This is a genomic window from Blastococcus sp. SYSU DS0617 (assembly GCF_054051075.1).
On the sequence record NZ_JBJHAO010000007.1, the window covers coordinates 1 to 21786 of the forward strand.

Here is a 21786-nt window from a genome sequence, read left to right on the forward strand (position 1 = left end):
GGTTGTTTTGTTTTTTGTTTGGTGGTGGGGGTGGGGGTGGTGGGGGGGGGGGGGGGCGTGGGGGGGGGGGGGGCGCCCCCCCCCCCCCCCCCCCCCCCCCCCCCACCCAGGTGTTACTTGAGGATCTTGGTGACCCGGCCGGCGCCCACGGTCCGTCCACCCTCACGGATGGCGAACTTGAGGCCCTCCTCCATGGCGATGGGCTGGATGAGCTCCACCGTCATCTCGGTGTTGTCGCCGGGCATGACCATCTCGGTGCCCGAGGGCAGGGTCACGACACCGGTGACGTCCGTCGTCCGGAAGTAGAACTGGGGACGGTAGTTGTTGAAGAACGGCGTGTGACGGCCACCCTCGTCCTTCGAGAGGATGTAGACCGAACCCTCGAAGTTGGTGTGCGGGGTGATCGAGCCGGGCTTCACGACGACCTGGCCGCGCTCGACGTCCTCGCGCTTGATGCCGCGCAGCAGCAGACCGACGTTGTCACCGGCCTGACCCTGGTCGAGCAGCTTGCGGAACATCTCGACGCCGGTGACCGTGGTCTTGGTCGAGTTCTCGCGGATGCCGACGATCTCGATCTCCTCGGAGACCTTGACGATGCCGCGCTCCACACGACCGGTCACCACGGTGCCGCGGCCGGTGATGGTGAAGACGTCCTCGACGGGCATGAGGAACGGCTTGTCGATGTCGCGCTCCGGCTCCGGGATCGCGGTGTCGACGGCGTTCATCAGCTCCATGAGCTTGTCGCCCCACTCGGCGTCGCCCTCGAGCGCCTTGAGCGCCGAGACGCGGACCACGGGGACGTCGTCGCCCGGGAACTCGTACTCGCTGAGGAGCTCGCGGACCTCGAGCTCGACGAGCTCCAGGATCTCCTCGTCGTCGACCATGTCGGCCTTGTTCAGGGCCACCACGATGTAGGGGACGCCGACCTGGCGGGCCAGGAGGACGTGCTCCTTGGTCTGCGGCATCGGGCCGTCGGTCGCCGCGACCACGAGGATCGCGCCGTCCATCTGGGCGGCACCGGTGATCATGTTCTTGATGTAGTCGGCGTGCCCGGGGCAGTCGACGTGCGCGTAGTGACGGTTCTCCGTCTGGTACTCCACGTGCGCGATCGAGATCGTGATGCCGCGGGCCTTCTCCTCGGGCGCCTTGTCGATCTGGTCGAAGGCGGACGCCTCGTTGAGCTCCGGGTACTTGTCGTGCAGGACCTTGGTGATCGCCGCGGTCAGCGTCGTCTTCCCGTGGTCGATGTGCCCGATGGTGCCGATGTTGACGTGCGGCTTGGTCCGCTCGAACTTGGCCTTGGCCACTGGGTTCCTCTCCTCGTGGTTACGCAGGTGGTGCGTGCTCTGGGGTTTCGGGCGGGGCCCGCCGGCCGCGGGATGAGCCCGCGACCGGTCTGGCGACTACTCGCCGGTCGCCTTGGCGATGATCTCCTTGGCGACGTTGGCCGGGACCTCGGCGTACGAGTCGAAGACCATCGAGTAGCTCGCCCGTCCCTGGGTGCGGCTGCGCAGGTCGCCCACGTAGCCGAACATCTCCGACAGCGGCACCAGGGCCCGGACGACGCGGGCGCCGGAGCGCTCCTCCATCGCCTGGATGGTCCCGCGGCGGGAGTTGAGGTCGCCGATGACGTCGCCCATGTTGTCCTCGGGCGTGGTCACCTCGACCGCCATGAGCGGCTCCAGCAGGGCCGGGCTGGCCTTGCGCGCCGCCTCCTTGAAGGCGATCGATCCGGCGATCTTGAAGGCCATCTCCGAGGAGTCGACCTCGTGGTACTGCCCGTCGAGCAGCACCGCCTTCACGCCGACCATCGGGTAGCCGGCCAGCACGCCGTACTGCATGGCGTCCTGCATGCCCTGGTCGACGGAGGGGATGTACTCCTTCGGGACACGGCCACCGGTGACCTTGTTCTCGAACTCGTACGTCGCGGAGTCGGCGCTCATCTCGAGCGGCTCCAGCGCGATCTGCACCTTCGCGAACTGGCCGGACCCACCGGTCTGCTTCTTGTGGGTGTAGTCGTACCGCTCGACGGCCTTGCGGATCGTCTCGCGGTAGGCGACCTGCGGCTTGCCGACGTTGGCCTCGACGTTGAACTCGCGGCGCATGCGGTCGACGAGGATCTCCAGGTGGAGCTCGCCCATGCCGGAGATGACCGTCTGGCCGGTCTCCTCGTCGAGCTTGACCTGGAAGGTGGGGTCCTCCTCGGCCAGCTTCTGGATCGCGGTGCCCAGCTTCTCCTGGTCGCTCTTCGTCTTCGGCTCGATGGCGACCGAGATGACGGGAGCGGGGAAGGACATCGACTCGAGGATCACCGGCTGCTGCGGGTCGCAGAGGGTGTCACCCGTCGTCGTCTGCTTGAGGCCGTTGACCGCCACGATCTGGCCGGCGCCCACGCCCGCGCGCTCCTCGCGCTTGTTGGCGTGCATCTGGTAGATCTTGCCGATCCGCTCCTTGCGGTCCTTGGTGCTGTTCAGCACCGCGGAACCCGCGTCGAGCCGGCCGGAGTACACGCGGACGTAGGTCAGCTTGCCCAGGTGCTGGTCGGTCTGGATCTTGAAGGCCAGCGCCGAGAACGGCTCGTCCTCGTCGGCGTGCCGCAGGACCTCGGTCTCGCCGTCGAGGGCGGTGCCCACGATGGCCTCGATGTCCAGCGGGCTGGGCAGGTAGTCCACGACGGCGTCGAGCAGGGGCTGCACGCCCTTGTTCTTGAACGCGGTGCCGGTGAGGACCGGGTTGACCTGGCCGCCGATGGTGGCCTTGCGGATGGCCGCCTTCAGGCGACCGACCTCGATCTCCTCGCCGCCGAGGTAGTCCTCCATGAGCGAGTCGTCGAAGTCCGCGATGTTCTCGAGCAGCTTCTCGCGGTACTCGGCGGCCTGGTCGGCGAGCTCGGCCGGGATCTCCTCGACGGCGTAGTCCTCGCCCATCTTGGTCTCACCGCGCCAGGTGAGCGCGCGCATCTCGACCAGGTCGACGACGCCGATGAAGTCGGACTCGGCCCCGATGGGCAGCTGCAGCACCAGCGGGTTGGCCGCCAGGCGCTCCACCATCATGTCGACGCAGCGGAAGAAGTCCGCCCCGGTGCGGTCGAGCTTGTTCACGAAGCACATGCGCGGGACGCCGTACTTCTCGGCCTGCCGCCACACCTGCTCGGTCTGCGGCTCGACGCCGGCGACACCGTCGTAGACCGCGACGGCACCGTCGAGCACCCGGAGCGACCGCTCCACCTCGACGGTGAAGTCGACGTGCCCGGGGGTGTCGATGATGTTGATGTCGTGGTCGTTCCAGGAGCACTTCGTCGCGGCCGACGTGATGGTGATGCCGCGCTCCTGCTCCTGCTCCATCCAGTCCATCGTGGCCGCGCCGTCGTGGACCTCACCGATCTTGTACGTGATACCGGTGTAGAAGAGGATGCGCTCGGTCGTGGTGGTCTTGCCGGCGTCGATGTGCGCCATGATCCCGATGTTGCGGGTCTTGCGGAGCTGGGCCTCGTTGCTGGCCATTGCTTCCCCTCTTGATTCTGGTCCGTGTGGCGGGTGCCGGGGCTGCGACCTCGTGAGTGCGGCCCCGGGAGTCCCGCCGACGGCGGGCGCTGGTGCGTGCGTTACCAGCGGTAGTGCGCGAAGGCCTTGTTCGACTCGGCCATCTTGTGCGTGTCCTCGCGCCGCTTGACGGCGGCACCGAGGCCGTTGCTCGCGTCGAGCAGCTCGTTCATGAGGCGCTCGGTCATCGTCTTCTCACGACGGGCGCGGCTGTACTGGATCAGCCAGCGCAGGCCCAGCGTGGTGCTGCGCGAGGCGCGGACCTCGACCGGGACCTGGTAGGTCGCGCCACCGACGCGGCGGCTGCGGACCTCGAGGGCCGGCTTGACGTTGTCCAGCGCGCGCTTGAGCGTGACGACCGGGTCGGTGTCGGTCTTGGCGCGGGCACCCTCGAGGGCGCCGTAGACGATCGCCTCGGCGACCGAGCGCTTGCCGTCGACGAGCACCTTGTTCACCAGCTGGGTGACCAGCGGCGACTGGTAGACCGGGTCGACGACCAGGGGTCGCTTCGGCGCGGGGCCCTTGCGCGGCATTAGCTCTTCTCCTTCTTGGCGCCGTAGCGGCTGCGGGCCTGCTTGCGGTTGCGGACGCCCTGGGTGTCCAGCGAGCCGCGGATGATCTTGTAGCGCACGCCCGGGAGGTCCTTCACACGACCACCGCGGACGAGCACCATCGAGTGCTCCTGCAGGTTGTGGCCGACGCCCGGGATGTAGGCCGTCACCTCGATGCCACTGGTCAGGCGGACGCGAGCGACCTTGCGCAGCGCCGAGTTCGGCTTCTTCGGCGTCGTCGTGTAGACGCGCGTGCAGACTCCGCGGCGCTGGGGCGAACCCTTCAGCGCCGGAGTGCTGGTCTTCGTGACCTTGTCCTCGCGGCCCTTGCGGACCAGCTGGTTGATCGTGGGCATGGGTGGCCTGGATCTCCTACCTGCGCTGGGTGGTGCTAGCGATTCGAGCTGATGTCGTGGTGCGTGCTGGTCGTGCTGGGGGTGCCGGACCCCCGGGGGGAGCCCACCCGATCCCGGCCACCGCCATCGTCCGGTCCACGCGGTCGGGCGTGTCGCCCAGCCCAGGACCGGTCCACGGTCGGACCGAACTCGGTTGCCCCTCGCGACTCGGCGCCGCCACCTTCCGACCGGGGGTCGGAGGGCGGTCCCCGGTGACCGAGAAGGTCACCCAGGCGCACCGCGAACGGGAGCAGGCCCAGGGCACCCTGGGCACGGCTGACCACGATACCCGCGCCCGGAGGACCGGTCAAAGCCGGGTCCCTCACACGCACGGCCGGAGGCCGGCCACCACCCGCCGGGGCGGGTGACATCCCGGGCAACGGTGTGCCGCCCGGTCTTCTTCCCAGACGGCTGCGCCGTCGCTGGAGCGGATCGGACGGTACCCGCTGGAGGCGTCGCGCGGGAGCAGGACGGCGGCGATGCGCACGTTCGGCGGGTCGGTGGCGTCGTCCCGTCGGACCCGTGCGCCGGCTCCTCGGCGCCCAGCCGCTGGGCGGGTGACCCGCAGGCGAGCAGCGGGCCAGGAGTCGCCCTCCGGGGTCGCACGGGTGTCCCCCGGGGCCCTGGAGGGGACCATGGGGACCATGACCGACCCGGCCGCCGCGCCCCGCGTGCCTGGCGACGTCGACGGCGTCCGGGTGGTTCCCGAGGTGATCGGCGTGGTCCGCAGCTCGCAGCGGGCCGATAGCGTGCCCCCAGGGCGCCGAGTCGCGCGCCCCGAACCGAAGGAGGGCACGTGCGCATCGGCACCCAAGCCAGTTACAGCGGTGGGTTCACGCAGACCGCGGCCGAGATCCGCGACCTCGAGTCCGCCGGGCTCGACATCGCGGCGGTCGCCGAGGTCTACACGTTCGACGCGGTCAGCCAGCTGGGCTACCTGGCGGCGGTGACCGAGCGGGTGGAGCTGCTCTCCGCCATCTTCCCCATCTACAGCCGCACGCCGGCCCTGACCGCGATGACCGCGGCCGGGCTGGACTTCGTCTCAGGGGGGCGGTTCACCCTCGGCCTCGGGGCCTCCGGCCCGCAGGTGATCGAGGGCTGGCACGGCGTGCCCTACGACGCACCGCTGCAGCGCACCCGCGAGGTCGTGGAGATCTGCCGCCAGGTGTGGCGCCGTGAGCGCCTCGACCACCAGGGCAAGAAGTACTCGGTACCGCTGCCGGCCGACCAGGGCACCGGCCTCGGCAAGCCGCTGAAGCTGATCAACACCCCGGTGCGGGAGCGGATCCCGGTGATGCTGGCCGCCCTCGGCCCGAAGAACGTGGAGCTCGCCGCCGAGATCGCCGAGGCGTGGGAGCCGATCTTCTTCATGCCCGAGCGCGCGCAGTCGGTCTGGGGCGACGCCCTCGCCGCCGGCAAGGCGAAGCGCGACCCGGAGCTGGGCGAGCTCCAGGTCATCACCGGTGTCCCGGTGGCCATCGGGGACGGCCTCGACGAGGCGGCCCTCCTCGACCGGGTGCGTCCGGGGCTCGCCCTGTACATCGGCGGCATGGGCGCCCGGGGCAAGAACTTCTACAACGACCTCGCCGTCCGGTACGGCTTCGAGGCGGAGGCCAAGGAGATCCAGGACCTCTACCTCGACGGCAAGAAGGACGAGGCAGCGGCCAAGGTCCCCGACGAGCTGGTGCGCGCGACGTCGCTGATCGGTCCCGAGGGCCACGTCGCCGAGCGCGTCGCCGCCTTCGCCGAGGCCGGTGTCACCACGCTGATGCTCCAGCCCCTCGACGGCAGCCCCGAGGGCCGCCTGAAGACGGTCGAGACCATGAAGCGCCTCGCCGGCTGAGCTCCTCCCCCACCGCAGCGCGTCCTCCCTCACCGCCCACCGTCAGGGAGGACGCGCTGCGATCAGGTCACCTGATCCCAGCGCGGAGGCGGGACACGAAAGGGCCCCCAGGTCTGGCGACCTGGGGGCCCTTTCGTCACTGGCTAGGTGGCATCACTGCCGCCAGTCGTACTCCTCGAGACGCACGGCCTCGCCGGTGCCCTGACCGAAGACGTCGGGGCTGTAGTACTGCCCGTCGTCGTAGCCGGCCATCGTGTAGACGGCCGCCCGCGCCTCCTCGGTCGGCTCCACCGTGATGTTCCGGTAGCGGCTGATGCCCGTACCCGCCGGGATCAGCTTTCCGATGATCACGTTCTCCTTGAGCCCGAGCAGGCTGTCGCTCTTGCCCTGGATCGCGGCGTCGGTGAGGACCTTGGTCGTCTCCTGGAAGGAGGCGGCCGACAGCCACGACTCGGTCGCGAGCGAGGCCTTGGTGATGCCCATGAGCACCGGACGGGCCGAGGCCGGCTCGCCGCCCTCGGCGACGACGCGGCGGTTCTCGGTCTCGAACAGCGTCCGCTCGACCAGTGCACCCGGCAGGAACTCCGTGGCGCCCGAGTCGATGATGGTCACCCGCTTCAGCATCTGGCGGATGATCACCTCGATGTGCTTGTCGTGGATCGACACACCCTGCGACCGGTAGACCTCCTGGACCTCCCGGACCAGGTGCAGCTGCACCTCGCGGGGGCCCATGATCCGCAGCACCTCGTGCGGGTCGACCGCACCCTCGGTGAGCTGCTCGCCCACCTCGACGTGCGAGCCGTCCTCGACCCGCAGGCGCGAGCGACGCGACAGCTTGTCGTAGACGACCTCGTCGGAGCCGTCGTCCGGGGTGATGGTCAGCTTGCGGAACTGCTCGCTGTCCTCGATCCGGACGGTGCCGGCGAGCTCCGCGATCGGCGCCTTGCCCTTGGGGACACGGGCCTCGAAGAGCTCCACCACACGCGGCAGACCGTGCGTGATGTCGGCACCGGCCACACCACCGGTGTGGAAGGTGCGCATCGTCAGCTGCGTGCCGGGCTCACCGATGGACTGGGCGGCGATGATGCCGACGGCCTCGCCGACGTCCACCAGCTTGCCCGAGGCCAGCGAGCGGCCGTAGCAGGTGGCGCAGGTGCCCAGCAGCGACTCGCAGGTGAGCACGCAGCGGACCTTGACCTCGGCCACGCCGGCGTCGATCAGCGTCTGGATCAGCACGTCACCCAGGTCGGCGTTCGCCGGGGCGATGACCGTCCCGTCCTCGGCCACCACGTCGGCGGCCAGGGCGCGGGCGTAGACGCTGGTCTCCACGTGCGCGTCACGGGTGACCACGCCGTCGACGACGGTGCCGATCGGCATGACGACGCCGCGCTCGGTGCCGCAGTCCTCCTCGCGGATGATGACGTCCTGCGAGACGTCCACCAGACGACGGGTGAGGTACCCGGAGTCGGCGGTCCGCAGGGCGGTGTCCGCGAGACCCTTGCGGGCGCCGTGCGTGGAGATGAAGTACTCCAGCACGGACAGACCCTCCCGGAAGTTGGCCTTGATCGGCCGCGGGATGATCTCGCCCTTCGGGTTGGCGACCAGACCGCGCATACCGGCGATCTGGCTGATCTGCATCATGTTGCCTCGGGCGCCCGAGTTGACCATGACCCAGACCGGGTTGGTGGTCGGGAAGTTGTCCACCATCGCCTGGGAGACCTCGGCCCGCGCGCGGGTCCAGATCTCGATCAGCTCGCCACGGCGCTCGGAGTCGGTGATGACACCGCGCTCGTACTGCTTCTCGATCTTGGCGGCCTCGGCCTCGTGCCGGTCCATGATCTCGCGCTTGGCCGGCGGCGTGACGACGTCGTCGATGGCGATCGTGACGCCCGAGCGGGTCGCCCAGCGGAAACCGGCCGACTTGAGGGCGTCCAGCGTCGCCGCCACCTGGACCTTGGGGTAGCGCTCGGCGAGGTCGTTGACGATCGCCCCGAGCTCCTTCTTCGGCACCTGGTAGTTGACGAAGCGGTAGTCCTCGGGCAGGGCCTCGTTGAACAGCACCCGCCCCAGGCTGGTCTCGACCAGCGCGGGCTGGCCGGGTGCCCAGTCCTCGGGCTGCTCCCAGGCCGGGTTGGCCTTGCCGTTGTCGACGCCGAACACCTCGTCGAGACGGATGAACGCACGCTCCTGCAGGGACAGGGCGCCCATGTCGAACGCCATGACGGCCTCCGACGCCGAGGAGAACGACGCCGGCGTGCCACCGTCGGCCTCGTGCCGCGAGGGCACCACGGTCGTCAGGTGGTACAGGCCCAGCACCATGTCCTGGGTCGGCGCGGTGATCGGACGACCGTCGGCCGGGCTCAGGATGTTGTTCGAGCTCAGCATCAGGATCCGGGCCTCGGCCTGCGCCTCGGCCGACAGCGGCAGGTGAACCGCCATCTGGTCACCGTCGAAGTCCGCGTTGAACGCGGTGCAGACGAGCGGGTGGATCTGGATGGCCTTGCCCTCGACCAGCTGCGGCTCGAAGGCCTGGATGCCCAGGCGGTGCAGCGTCGGCGCGCGGTTGAGCAGCACCGGGTGCTCGGTGATGACCTCTTCCAGCACGTCCCACACGACCGGGCGCGCACGCTCGACCATCCGCTTGGCGGACTTGATGTTCTGCGCGTGGTTGAGGTCGACCAGCCGCTTCATGACGAAGGGCTTGAAGAGCTCCAGCGCCATCTGCTTGGGCAGACCGCACTGGTGCAGCTTCAGCTGCGGGCCGACGACGATGACCGAACGGCCGGAGTAGTCGACGCGCTTGCCCAGCAGGTTCTGGCGGAACCGGCCCTGCTTGCCCTTGAGCAGGTCGCTCAGGGACTTCAGCGGACGGTTGCCGGGACCGGTGACCGGGCGGCCGCGACGGCCGTTGTCGAACAGCGCGTCCACGGACTCCTGGAGCATCCGCTTCTCGTTGTTCACGATGATCTCGGGGGCGCCGAGGTCCAGCAGACGCTTCAGCCGGTTGTTCCGGTTGATCACGCGGCGGTACAGGTCGTTCATGTCGCTGGTGGCGAAGCGGCCACCGTCGAGCTGCACCATCGGGCGCAGGTCCGGCGGGATGACCGGGACGCAGTCCAGCACCATGCCCATGGGCGAGTTGCGGGTCTGCTGGAAGGCCGCGACGACCTTGAGCCGCTTGAGGGCCCGCAGCTTGCGCTGGCCCTTGCCGCTGCGGATGGTCTCCCGCAGCGAGGCGGCCTCGGCGTCGAGGTCGAAGCCGGAGAGCAGCTTCTGCAGCGCCGCGGCGCCCATGCCGCCCTCGAAGTACTCGCCGAAGCGGTCCCGCAGCTCGCGGTAGAGGCTCTCGTCGGCGATGAGCTGCTTGACCTCGAGCTTGCGGAAGGTGTCCATCACCTCGTCGAGGCGGTCGATCTCCCGCTGCGAGCGGTCGCGCAGCTGGCGCATCTCGCGCTCGCCGCCCTCGCGCACCTTGCGGCGGACGTCGGACTTGGCGCCCTCCGCCTCGAGCTCGGCCAGGTCGGCCTCGAGCTTCTGCTGGCGGGCCTCGACGTTGGCGTCGCGCTGGCCCTCGAGGTTGGACTTCTCGGCGCTGATCTCGGCCTCGATGGTCGGGAGGTCGCGGTGCCGCGCCTCGTCGTCGACCGAGGTGATCATGTAGGCCGCGAAGTAGATGATCTTCTCGAGATCCTTGGGCGCCAGGTCGAGCAGGTAGCCCAGGCGCGAGGGGACGCCCTTGAAGAACCAGATGTGGGTGACCGGCGCGGCCAGCTCGATGTGGCCCATCCGCTCACGACGCACCTTGGCGCGGGTCACCTCGACGCCGCAGCGCTCGCAGATGATGCCCTTGAACCGGACCCGCTTGTACTTGCCGCAGTAGCACTCCCAGTCCCGGGTGGGACCGAAGATCTTCTCGCAGAAGAGACCGTCCTTCTCCGGACGGAGGGTGCGGTAGTTGATGGTCTCGGGCTTCTTCACCTCACCGTGGCTCCACTGGCGGATGTCGTCGCCGGTGGCCAGCCCGATGCGGAGCTCGTCGAAGAAGTTGACGTCGAGCAAGGTGTGACCCCTTTCAGGGGCTAGTGCTTCGCTTCTATTGGCTTGGAGTGGGTGGCCGGCCGGCCCCGATGGCTCAGGGCCGGCCGACTGCCGATCAGACGTCTTCGACGGACGACGGCTCGCGGCGGGACAGGTCGATGCCCAGCTCCTCCGCGGCCCGGAAGACCTCGTCGTCGGTGTCGCGCAGCTCGATCGCGTTGCCGTCGCTGGAGAGGACCTCCACGTTCAGGCAGAGCGACTGCAGCTCCTTGAGCAACACCTTGAACGACTCGGGGATGCCCGGCTCGGGGATGTTCTCGCCCTTGACGATCGCCTCGTACACCTTGACGCGGCCGAGGATGTCGTCGGACTTGATGGTGAGCAGCTCCTGCAGCGCGTAGGCCGCGCCGTAGGCCTGCATCGCCCAGCACTCCATCTCGCCGAAGCGCTGGCCACCGAACTGCGCCTTACCTCCCAGCGGCTGCTGGGTGATCATCGAGTACGGGCCGGTCGACCGGGCGTGGATCTTGTCGTCCACCAGGTGGAGCAGCTTCAGGATGTAGACGTAGCCCACGGCGATCGGCTCGGGGAAGGGCTCCCCGGAGCGGCCGTCGAACAGCCGCGCCTTGCCGGTCTCCTTGACCATCCGGTTGCCGTCGCGGTTCGGCGTCGTCGAGCCGAGGAGGCCGATGAGCTCGTCCTCCTTGGCGCCGTCGAACACCGGCGTCGCGGTGCGCGTGCCGGGCGCGGCCGACTTCGCCGCCTCGGGCAGGTTGGCCGCCCAGTCCGGCGTGCCCTCGACCTGCCAGCCCTGCTTGGCGATCCACCCGAGGTGCATCTCCAGGACCTGGCCGACGTTCATGCGGCCGGGCACACCGAGCGGGTTCAGGACGATGTCGACCGGGGTGCCGTCCTCGAGGAACGGCATGTCCTCCTGCGGCAGGATCTTCGAGATGACGCCCTTGTTGCCGTGGCGTCCGGCGAGCTTGTCGCCGTCGGAGATCTTGCGCATCTGGGCGACGTAGACCCGGATCAGCTCGTTGACGCCGGCGGGGAGCTCGTCGCCGTCCTCGCGCGAGAACACGCGGACGCCGATGACCTTGCCGGACTCACCGTGCTTGACCTTGAGCGACGTGTCGCGGACCTCGCGGGCCTTCTCGCCGAAGATCGCGCGCAGCAGCCGCTCCTCAGGGGTCAGCTCGGTCTCGCCCTTGGGCGTGACCTTGCCGACGAGGATGTCGCCGGGGACGACCTCGGCACCGATGCGAATGATGCCGCGCTCGTCGAGGTCGGCGAGGACCTCCTCGGAGACGTTCGGGATGTCCCGGGTGATCTCCTCGGCACCGAGCTTGGTGTCGCGGGCGTCGACCTCGAACTCCTCGATGTGGATCGAGGACAGGACGTCGTCCTGCACGAGGCGCTGCGACAGGATGATCGCGTCCTCGTAGTTGTGGCCCTCCCACGGCATGAAGGCGACGAGCAGGTTCTTGCCCAGCGCCATCTCGCCCTGGTCGGTGCAGGGACCGTCGGCGATGACCTGGCCGACCTCGACGCGCTGACCCTCGTCCACGACGGGGTTCTGGTTGATCGAGGTGCCCTGGTTCGAGCGCTGGAACTTCAGCAGGCGGTAGGTCTGCCGGGTGCCGTCGTCGGCCATGATCGTGACGTAGTCGGCGGTGGAGTCCTCGACCACACCGGCCTTCTCCGCCACGACGACGTCGCCGGCGTCGACCGCGGCACGCAGCTCCATGCCGGTGCCCACGAGCGGGGCCTCCGAGCGGAGCAGCGGGACGGCCTGGCGCTGCATGTTGGCGCCCATGAGCGCGCGGTTGGCGTCGTCGTGCTCGAGGAACGGGATCATCGCCGTCGCGACCGAGGTCATCTGCCGCGGCGAGACGTCCATGTAGTCCACGTTCTCGGGGGCGAGGTAGTCGACCTCACCGCCCTTGGTGCGGACCAGGACGCGCTCCTCGGCGAGGCGACCCTGCGCGTCGAGCGGGCTGTTGGCCTGCGCGACGACGAAGCGGTCCTCCTCGTCGGCGGTCAGGTAGTCGATCTGGGTGGTGACCTGACCGTTCTCGACCTTGCGGTACGGCGTCTCGATGAAGCCGAAGGCGTTGACCCGGCCGAACGAGGACAGCGAGCCGATCAGGCCGATGTTCGGGCCTTCCGGCGTCTCGATCGGGCACATGCGGCCGTAGTGGCTCGGGTGGACGTCCCGGACCTCCATGCCGGCGCGCTCACGGGACAGACCACCGGGGCCCAGCGCCGACAGGCGGCGCTTGTGGGTCAGGCCCGCGAGCGGGTTGGTCTGGTCCATGAACTGCGACAGCTGGCTGGTGCCGAAGAACTCCTTGATGGAGGCGACGACCGGCCGGATGTTGATCAGGGTCTGCGGCGTGATGGCCTCGACGTCCTGGGTCGTCATCCGCTCGCGGACCACGCGCTCCATGCGGGAGAGGCCGACCCGGATCTGGTTCTGGATCAGCTCGCCGACGGTGCGCAGGCGACGGTTGCCGAAGTGGTCGATGTCGTCGACGCCGTGGTCGGGCTCGCCGGCGTGGAGACGCACGACGTACTCGATGGTGGCGACGATGTCGTCCTCGGTCAGCGTGCTGGTGCCCTGGGCCACGGAGACGCCGAGCTTCTTGTTGACCTTGTAGCGGCCGACCTTGGCCAGGTCGTAGCGCTTCGGGTTGAAGAACAGGTTCTCCAGCAGCGCCTGCGCGGACTCACGCGTCGGCGGCTCGCCCGGGCGCAGCTTGCGGTAGATGTCCAGCAGGGCCTCGTCCTGGCCGGCGATGTGGTCCTTCTCGAGGGTGGCCAGCACCGTGGGCGACCACTGGAAGTGCTCGCGGATGCGGTCCTCGGTCCAGCCCAGCGCCTTGAGCAGCACGGTGACCGGCTGGCGGCGCTTGCGGTCGATGCGCACGCCGACGGTGTCGCGCTTGTCGACGTCGAACTCCAGCCATGCACCGCGGCTGGGGATGACCTTGGCGGAGAAGACGTCCTTGTCCGACGTCTTGTCCAGCGACTTGTCGAAGTAGACGCCGGGGCTGCGGACGAGCTGGGAGACGACGACGCGCTCGGTCCCGTTGATGACGAACGTGCCCTTGTTCGTCATGATCGGGAAGTCGCCCATGAACACCGTCTGGCTCTTGATCTCGCCGGTGGTGTTGTTCATGAACTCGGCGGTGACGAACAGCGGCGCCGCGTAGGTCATGTCCTTGTCCTTGCACTCCTCGAGGGACGCCTTGACGTCCTCGAAGCGCGGGTTGGAGAAGGACAGCGACATCGAGCCGCTGAAGTCCTCGATCGGCGAGATCTCCTCGAGGATCTCGGCCAGGCCGCCGACGGCGGCCGCCTGCTCCTCGGGGGAGAGCGTCTCGCGCCACTCGGGGCTGCCGATCAGCCAGTCGAACGAGGCCGTCTGCAGGGCCAGCAGGTCCGGGACCGCGAGCGGCTCGGAGATCTTGGCGAACGAGACGCGCAGCGGGGCGCCGGGGATCTTCTGCTGGTCGGCCTCGCCGGTGCGGGGGCCGTCCTGCGGTGCGGGGGCCGTGCTGGTGGTGCCGGACTCGGTGGTGCTGGGGTTGATGCTGGTGGGGCGAGAGCCTGCCAAGATGCGTCCTTCCAAGGACCTCACGACGTGCGGGCGGTGGGTGCGGGTCGTCCTGGGTCGTCGTCGGTGATGGCGAGGCTGTCCGCGACGGCCGCGAACACCCGGATCGACGGTCGGCGAGGGAGGCACCGGTGTGGGTTCCGGGCACCCGTCGTGACCCGTCTCAGCGGGCAGGCAGTCAGAGGGCAGCGCAACAGGAGACCCTACCCCTGCTGTTGCGCGATGTCCACGCCAGGGGTACCGGTGCGACCGGCGCCACAACGGGCGCGACACGGTCCACGCACCGGCGCGGTGCGGCCCATGATGCCAGCCGCCCCGGCCGCGTCCGACCGCCACGCCGAGGGCGGCCCGGCTCCCGGGTCAGCTCGTCGTGAGCTGCGAGAGCTCGCTGATCTTCCAGTCGCCGTCCACCTCGACCATGCGCATCTGGATGGTCTGGACGCAGGACTGCTCCCCCTCGGGGGTGACCTCGCACTCCGACCCCGCGGGCGCCGGGGCGTTGCCGCTGGTCACCGACTTGGTCAGGTACCGCCCGAACACCACCACGGTCGCGGTGTCCTGGGCGTCGTTCACCTGCTGCAGACCGACGTCCAGCACCTCGTAGCTGGTGGTCGCCGAGACCTGCTCGTAGGTGTCGAGGATCCCCCCCTGGGAGAACTCCGCCTCGTAGGTCTCGCGCAGGTCCCCGGTGAGGACGGCGAGCTTGCGGTCCAGGCTGCCCTCGGAGTCGCGGTAGTCGTAGGCGTACAGGTCCTCCACCGAGCTGCGCGCAGCGGCGAAGATCTCGTCGTCGACGTACGCGGGGTTCAGCCGCTCCCAGGTGAGGTAGCCGACGCCCGCCGCCGCGGCCAGGCACAGCACCGCGAGCAGGGCCAGCAGGGCCGGGAACCGCCGGCGCGCGGCGCCGCCCCGCTCGGGGGCCGGACGCCGCGGCCGGCTCCGGCGGCCGGTGCTCCCGGTCGCCGCGGATGCGGTCGCCCCGGGGGGCGTGGCGTGGGGCGCGGACGCGGCGGTGCCCTCGGCGGACGCGGCGGCGCGCGCGGCGGCCTCCTCGCGCTCGCGGCGGCTTCCGGCGACCCGGGGGCGGGGGCTCGGCCGCCCTCCAGAGGTCGGCCGGGGCGCCGGCGCCGGGCGGGACCGCGGGGTGGGACGGGGACGGTCCTCAGGGGTCTCGCTCATGCCGTCACAGCCCCGCGATCCCGGACAGCAACCACCGGTCGTCCACCTTCTGCAGCTCCACCTGGATGCGGTACTTCACGATCGCCGGCCGCTCGTCGGCCGCGCTGCGCTGCGTCGCCTGGATCACCAGCAGCACCGTCCCGGAGTCCTCGTCGGCACGGGTCACGGCAGCGCCGATGACCTCGGTGTTCACCACGGCCTGCACCTCGGCGAACCGGTCCCGCTGCTCCTCGAGCTGGGCGACGGACTCGTCGAGCAGGTCGCCGGTGGCCACGCGCCGGATCTGGGCGATGTCGTCGTCGATGGTGAGGTGGTCGAAGGAGGTCAGGTCGACGACGCCGGAGCGCGCCGCCTGGAGGACCTCCACGTAGTCGTCCGTCGTCACCGCCGAGGGGTCGGGTCGGGTGGACCACAGCCAGCCGCCGGCCGCGAGGAGCAGCACGAGCAGGACGGCCAGGACCGGCGCCAGCGGGAGGCTCACCCGGCCGCGGGCCCGGGAGACGTCGTCCGTCCCGCGCGACTCCCCCGCGGAGGCGGGGGTCTCCCCGGCCGTGCCCGGCGGAACCTCGTCCGGCCCGGGGGCCGAGGACGCCGGGGCGCCGTCGGCCTCGTCGGCGCGCGGCCTCGCGTCGCTGGTCACCCCGTGGATCTCCTCGTCGTCTCGCTCCCGCACCGGTGGCATGCCCGGATCAGCCCGTGGTCCGCGCGAAGGGGCTGGCGCCGAGCAGGTTGCCGAGCACGTCATCCAGCAGCCCGCCCACCCCGTCCACGAGGCCGCCGATCACCGTACCGAGCGGGGGCAGCTCGGCACCGCCGCTCGGCGGCCCGTCGGCGGCGACACCGCCCGACCGGCCGATGTTCTGCTCGCCGCGGATGTTGGAGCCGGTCTCGTCCACGCCGTCGGACGGGTCCGGGTCGACGCCGTTGACGACGTCGCAGGACACCTCGTCCACGTCGAGGGCGGCCACCTCCCCGGGGCTGCGCGACCGAGCGGTGGACGAGTACCCGCTGGTGCAGGCGTGCGGCTCCCCGGCGTTCAGCACGAAGCCGAAGTGCGCCCGCATCCTGCCGCCGTCGTTGCGCACCACGCTGAACCCGCCGGAGACGATGTCGGGATAGGTCACCAGCATCTGCTCCACGCCGTCGAGCCGCGGGATCGTGACGCCGTTGAGGATGTCGACGTTGCGCACCAGCGAGCCCAGCCCCGGTCCGGCGCGCTCCACGAGGTCCTGCAGCGCCTGGCCGCCGTCCGGAGCGTCCACCAGCAGGCCGCGGATGTCGGGGTCGATGTCCACGAGCGTGTCCGACACCAGCCGCAGGTCGGCCGCCCACTGCTCGATGGCCGACCGGCTGGCCACCTGGGTGTCGAGCACGGTGCGGCCGTCGGTGATCAGGTCCAGGGTCTGCGGCAGGGACTCCTCGGCCCGGGCGAGCAGCAGGTTGCCGTTGTCGATCAGCCGCCCCAGGTCGTCCCCGGCGCCCGCGAACGCCCGGCCGAGCTCGTCGACGACGGTCCGGAGGTTCTCCTCGTCGATGGACCCGACCAGCCGGTCGACGTTGAGCAGCAACTCCTCCACGGGGACGGGGATCGAGGTCCGCTCGCGCGGGATCACCGAGCCGTCCTCCAGGAACGGCCCGTCCTCGCCGTCGGGCTCGAGGTTGACGTACTGCTCCCCCACCGCGCTGCGGTTCGCGACGGTCGCCGTCGCGTCCGCGGGGATCGGGTCGGCGTCGGGGTCGATGGTGAGGACGACGCGCACGCCGTCGTCGATGAGCTCCATGTCGCTGACCCGGCCCACCGCGACGCCGCGGTAGGTCACCTCGGCGTTGACGAAGATGCCGCCCGAGTCGTCGAACTCGGCGGCCACCTCGTAGCCGCTGCCGAGCACCAGCCGGTCCAGCCCGACGTACTTGTAGCCGAGGTAGGAGGTGGCCAGGACGGCGAGGGTGAGGAACGCCAGCAGCTGGATCTTCGTCGTGCGGGTGATCACGGCTGTCCTCCCAGGACCTGGGGCAGGCCGAGCAGGCCGGTCAGGGACTCCGCCGTGGGCAACTGCCCCACGATCTCCTCCGGCAGGATGCTCAGCCCCTGCGTCGGGCCGGGCCCGGTGGGGGCGCCACCGCCCTCGCCGGCGGCGGTGCGCTGGTTGGCCGGCGGGGTGCCCGGGACGCCGCACGAGTCGCCGGCCAGGTCCTGCGGTTCGAGCGTCTCGAGCGCCCCGCTGAGCGGGTCGACGACGTACCGGCACAGGACCTGGGTCAGGTCGAGCTCCAGCGTGGCCGTCATGTTGGCGAACACCCCGTACCCGCCGGTGCGCTGGTCCTGCCGGTAGTTGATCGGGACGTCGCCCCCGCTGCCGTCCCCGATCACGGCGCTGGCCGGGAACGGGTAGGTGAGCAGGAGGTCCAGCGACCCGGCCAGGTCGGGACCGGCCGCGGCCAGCTGGGTCAGGACCGGCTGCAGCAGCTCCAGGTCGGCGACGGTGTTCGCCGCGGCCTGGTCGATGATCCGCGTGCCGACGTCGCCCAGCCTCGACAGGCTCTCCAGCATCGAGACCAGCAGGCCCCGCTGCTCGTTGATGACGTCCAGGCCCGGCCCGATCGTGTCGAGCGCGGTCTCGATGGTGCCGGTGCGCTCGGCCAGGGTGGCGGCCAGGGCGTTCGCGCTGTCCAGCGCCCGGTTGATCTCGGCCTTCTGCTCGTCCAGGCCGCCGATCAGGACGTCGAGCTGGTCCAGGGTGTTGCGGATCGCCGACTCCCGCCCCTCCAGAGCCTGGCCGAGCTCCTTGGCGATGGTCTGCAGCTGGGCGAGCCCCCCACCGTTGAGCACGAGCGAGAGCGCGCCGAGCAGCTCTTCCACCTCGACGTTGCGGTTGGTGCGCTCGAGCGGGATCACCGCGCCGTCCTCCAGCCGCCCACGTGGCTCCTCGTTGCCGGGCGCGGCGAGCTCGACGTACTTCTCCCCGAGCAGGGAGGACTGCTGGACCATCGCCACCGCGTTCGCCGGCAGCTCCACGTCCCCGTTCACGGTGACGGTCACCTCGGCGGTCCAGTCCTCCCCCAGCTCGATCTCGTCGACCCGGCCGACCGGCACGTCGGCGACACGGACGCCGGACTGCGGCACCAGGTCCAGGACGTCGAGGAACTGCACGGTCACCGAGTACGGCTCGTCCCCGACGTCGGCCCCGCCCGGCAGGCTGATCGAGTAGGCGCCGCGGAACCCGCCGCAGCCGGCGAGCAGCAGGACGCCCGCGCCGAGGGCGGTCACGCGCGTGAGCGGCCGGTTCACTGCTGGGCTCCCACGAGCTGGGGCAGGCCGAGCAGCGGGCCGCCCGGCGGCGCCGTGGCACCACCGAACAGCGCCGTCAGCAGCTCCTGCAGGTCGGGCACCCCGTTGCCGTTGAGGTCGTCGTAGGAGCCGTCGGCGTCCGCGTCGCCGGAGAGCAGCCGGCTGCACACCTGCTCGATGAAGGGCAGCTGCAGGCCGATGGCCGGCAGGATGTCCAGGTCGAGCTGCAGCCGGTTGGTCGAGGACAGGATCTGGCACACGATGACCTCCGGGCTGGTGGCCCCGAGGGAGTTGTCCCGCGTGTCCAGCGTGCCGTAGTCGGGGTTGTAGGCGTGCGCGAGGTTGCCCAGGGCGGCCGGCGCGACGTCGAGCACCTCGGCCAGGGCGGACCGCTGCTGCACGAGCGCGAGGGTGACGTCGGCGAGCTTGTCGACGTTCGTGCTCAGCAGGTCGGTGTTGGTGCGCACGAAGCCGGCCACGTCACCGAGCGCCGAGGACAGCAGCTCGACGGCGAGGGCGAGGTCGGCCCGCTCCTGCTCGAGCAGGTCGGCCACCGCGGCCATGTTGGTGTTGAACTGCCCGACCGAGGCGTCGATCGTGGCCAGTGCACTGGTGAAGGTCTGCAGGTTCTCGACCGAGTCGAACAGCCCGTCGCGGTTGCGGGCCAGCGTCTCCACCGCCTGCGAGAAGCCGGTGAGCGTCCGGTTCAGCGCGTCACCGTTGCCGTCGAGGTTCGCCGCGCCGACGTCCACCAGGTCGGAGAGGGCGCCGTTGCTGTTCGCCCCGTCCGGTCCGAGCGCCACCGACAGCTCGTCGAGGGCGCCGTAGACGCGGTCGAGCTCGACGGGGGTCGCCGTCCGCTCCAGCGGGACCTCGGCGCCGTGCTCCATGGTGGGGCCACCGGAGTACACCGGGGCGAACTGGACGTAGCGGTCCGACACCAGCGACGGCGCGAGCACCACGGCGACGGCGTCGGCCGGGATGTCGTAGTCCTCGGAGAGCATCATCTCCACGCGCACCCTGTCGCCCACCGGCGTCACACCGGTGATGTCGCCGACCTCGATGCCGAGGATCCGGACGTCGGCCCCCTCGTAGAGCCCGACCGTCTGGTCGAACCAGGCGGTGACCTTGTACTGGCCGGCCGGGCGCAGGACGGTCCACCCCAGCGCGACCACCAGCACGAGCGCGGCCGCCAGGGCGACGCCGCGCTGCAGCGGGCCGGTCATCGGTCGCCCTCCGCACAACTCAGGGGCAGCCCGACCACGCCGGGTCCACCGCAGATGACGCTGCCGACCACGCCGGGCAGCAGGTTGTCCACGAAGCTGTCGAACCAGCGGCCGTTGCCCAGGGTGTTGGTGAAGACCCGGACGAACGGCGCGAGGTTCTCGACCGTCTGCGCGAGGTTGTCGCGGTTGCGGGCGAGGAGGTCGGTCACCGTCGACAGCTGCTGCAGCGCGGGCGTGAGCGCCTCGCGGTTGTCGGCCACCAGGCCGGAGAGCTGGACGGAGAGCTCCTGGGTGCTGGTGAGGATCGAGTCGATGAGCGCCCGCCGCTCCTGGACCTCGGTGAGCAGGGTGTTGGAGTCCAGGATCAGCTGGGTGAACTCGCCGTTGCGGTCGGCCAGGACCTCGGTGACCGTGCGGGTGGCGGTGAGCAGCTGCTCGAGCTGCGCATCGCGCGAGGCGATGGTGTCCGACAGCCGGGCCAGGCCCTCGAGGGAGGTCCGCACCTCGTCGGGGGTCTCGGCGAAGGTCTCCGCGAGCACCTCGAAGGAGCCGGCCAGCTGCGCGGTGTCGAGCTCCTCCACCGTCGTCGACAGGTCGGCGAACGCCTCGACCACGTCGTAGGGCGACGCCGTGCGCTCGAGCGGGATCGGGTCGTCGGGATCGAGCTCACCGGAGCCGCGCGGGACGAGCGCGACGTACTTCGCGCCCAGCACCGTCTCGATCTTGATCGCGGCCTCGGAGCGGTCACCGACGAAGGCGTCGGTCACCCGGAGCTCGGCCAGCACCGCGCCGTCCTCGAGCGCGAGGCTCTCGACGGTGCCGACCTTCACCCCCGCCACGCGCACCGGGTCACCGGCGCGCAGCCCGGCGGCCTCGGAGAACTGCGCCCGGTAGACGGTGCCCCCGCCGATCAGCGGCAGCGACTGGGCGTTGAACGCCAGGAATACCATCGCCGCGATCACCGTGAGGCTGACCGCCCCGATGGTGACCGGGTTCCGGTCGCGGAACGGCTTCGAGTTCCGGGCCATCAGCCGCCACACCCCCGCTCACCGTTGTCGAGCCCCTCGGCCGGGAGGTTCACGCCCGTCCGCTCCCCGGTCGACGGGTCGGTCACCGGCAGCACCAGGAAGCCGCCCGCCCCGCACAGGAAGAAGTTGAACCAGCTGCCGTTGATCGCCGTGCGGGTGATCAGGTCGATCTTGGTGGGCGCCAGCTGCAGGAACCCCTCGAGCACGTCCTCGGTGTCGTTCAGGTTGGCCGACAGGTCGCCGAGGGCGCGGATGTCGGCGGCCAGCGGCGGCCGCACGTCCTCCAGCAGGCCCGTGGTGGCGGTGGCCAGCTCGTCGATCGTCTGCAGCGAGTCGAAGATGACCTCGCGGTCCCCGGCCAGGCCGGTCACGAACTGCTGCAGGCTCACGATCAGCCCCGACAGCTGCTCGTCGCGGGCGGCGACCGACGCCATCACCGTCGTCAGGTTGTCGATGACGCTGCCGATGACGGCGTCCTTGTCGGCCAGGGAGGACGAGAGCGAGGCGACGTGACCGAGCAGGCTCTCCACCGTCCCGCCCTCGCCCTGGAACACCTGGATGATCTCGAAGGACAGCCGGTTCATGTCCGCCGGCGCGAGCGCCTGGAGCAGCGGCTGGAAGCCCCCGAACAGCGTCGTCAGGTCCAGCGCCGGCTTCGTCTGCGAGACCGGGATCAGCCCGCCCTGCTCCAGGGTGCGGCCCGCGGCGCCCTCCCCCTCGGCGAGGGCGATGTACCGCTGACCCACCAGGTTCCGGTAGCGGATGGTGGCCTCGACGGTCGCCGGGAGCGGGACGTCGGCGGCCACCTCGAGCTCGACCTCGGCGATCGGGCGGTCGGTGGCCTCGGTCAGGCCGATGCCCTTCACCTGGCCCACGCGCACGCCGGCGATGCGCACCTCGTCGCCCTCGACCAGCCCGGCGACGTCGGTGAACTCGGCACGGTAGGAGACCTGCTCCCCGTAGCCCGCGTTGGTGATCGTGGTGATCAGCACGTAGCTGGCCATGATCGTGACCAGCGCGAAGGCCACCAGCTTGATCAGCGGCGCGACGAGCCCCCTCACGACGTCCCTCCC

General features: G+C 70.4%; 14 protein-coding genes. 1 reads left to right on the top strand and 13 read right to left on the bottom strand.

The features are described 5' to 3' along the window. Positions 1 to 113: 113 nt before the first annotated feature. From tuf to rpsL, 4 genes are all read right to left on the bottom strand, one after another. Positions 114 to 1307, bottom strand: coding sequence for an elongation factor Tu (tuf, locus tag ACI793_RS09630; protein WP_456606160.1), 1194 nt, complete (start codon positions 1305 to 1307; stop codon positions 114 to 116). 96 nt (positions 1308 to 1403) lie between these two features. Beyond that, positions 1404 to 3503 (bottom strand): elongation factor G, encoded by a 2100-nt coding sequence (gene fusA, locus ACI793_RS09635; protein WP_456606161.1) that lies wholly within the window; start codon positions 3501 to 3503, stop codon positions 1404 to 1406. Between the two features lie 101 nt (positions 3504 to 3604). Further along, a complete protein-coding gene (gene rpsG, locus ACI793_RS09640; RefSeq protein ID WP_113832907.1) occupies positions 3605 to 4075 on the bottom strand; it encodes a 30S ribosomal protein S7 in 471 nt (156 codons plus the stop codon). Then, positions 4075 to 4449: a 30S ribosomal protein S12 gene (gene rpsL / locus ACI793_RS09645; RefSeq protein WP_224499980.1), complete on the bottom strand. Its 375-nt coding sequence runs from the start codon at positions 4447 to 4449 to the stop codon at positions 4075 to 4077. Before rpsL ends, rpsG begins: the two co-directional genes overlap by 1 nt. An 835-nt stretch (positions 4450 to 5284) precedes the next feature. On the opposite strand from rpsL, the gene ACI793_RS09650 reads away from it, so the two are divergent. After that, on the top strand, positions 5285 to 6331 hold the full coding sequence (locus tag ACI793_RS09650; protein WP_456606162.1) for an LLM class F420-dependent oxidoreductase: 1047 nt from the start codon (positions 5285 to 5287) through the stop codon (positions 6329 to 6331). A 153-nt stretch (positions 6332 to 6484) separates the two neighbouring features. Here the strand turns inward: ACI793_RS09650 and ACI793_RS09655 are convergent, their stop codons facing one another. From ACI793_RS09655 to ACI793_RS09695, 9 genes are all read right to left on the bottom strand, one after another. Further along, entirely contained in the window at positions 6485 to 10390 is a 3906-nt protein-coding gene (locus tag ACI793_RS09655) for a DNA-directed RNA polymerase subunit beta' (protein WP_456606163.1), read from the bottom strand. Between the two features lie 94 nt (positions 10391 to 10484). Beyond that, positions 10485 to 13991 (bottom strand): DNA-directed RNA polymerase subunit beta, encoded by a 3507-nt coding sequence (gene rpoB / locus ACI793_RS09660; protein WP_456606164.1) that lies wholly within the window; start codon positions 13989 to 13991, stop codon positions 10485 to 10487. Between the two features lie 360 nt (positions 13992 to 14351). Further along, positions 14352 to 15170 (bottom strand): hypothetical protein, encoded by an 819-nt coding sequence (locus ACI793_RS09665; protein ID WP_456606165.1) that lies wholly within the window; start codon positions 15168 to 15170, stop codon positions 14352 to 14354. A gap of 4 nt (positions 15171 to 15174) precedes the next feature. Then, positions 15175 to 15810, bottom strand: coding sequence for a hypothetical protein (locus ACI793_RS09670; protein ID WP_456606166.1), 636 nt, complete (start codon positions 15808 to 15810; stop codon positions 15175 to 15177). 49 nt (positions 15811 to 15859) lie between these two features. Continuing rightward, positions 15860 to 17161, bottom strand: coding sequence for an MCE family protein (locus ACI793_RS09675; RefSeq protein WP_456606167.1), 1302 nt, complete (start codon positions 17159 to 17161; stop codon positions 15860 to 15862). After that, entirely contained in the window at positions 17158 to 18459 is a 1302-nt protein-coding gene (locus ACI793_RS09680) for an MCE family protein (protein ID WP_456606168.1), read from the bottom strand. Before ACI793_RS09680 ends, ACI793_RS09675 begins: the two co-directional genes overlap by 4 nt. Further along, positions 18456 to 19685: an MCE family protein gene (locus ACI793_RS09685; protein WP_456606169.1), complete on the bottom strand. Its 1230-nt coding sequence runs from the start codon at positions 19683 to 19685 to the stop codon at positions 18456 to 18458. The genes ACI793_RS09680 and ACI793_RS09685 overlap by 4 nt, the downstream gene beginning before the upstream one ends. Further along, positions 19682 to 20713: an MCE family protein gene (locus ACI793_RS09690; protein WP_456606170.1), complete on the bottom strand. Its 1032-nt coding sequence runs from the start codon at positions 20711 to 20713 to the stop codon at positions 19682 to 19684. Before ACI793_RS09690 ends, ACI793_RS09685 begins: the two co-directional genes overlap by 4 nt. Continuing rightward, the gene (locus ACI793_RS09695; protein ID WP_456606171.1) at positions 20713 to 21774 is read right to left on the bottom strand and encodes an MCE family protein; all 1062 of its coding nucleotides are present in this window, start codon (positions 21772 to 21774) and stop codon (positions 20713 to 20715) included. Before ACI793_RS09695 ends, ACI793_RS09690 begins: the two co-directional genes overlap by 1 nt. Positions 21775 to 21786 lie beyond the last annotated feature (12 nt).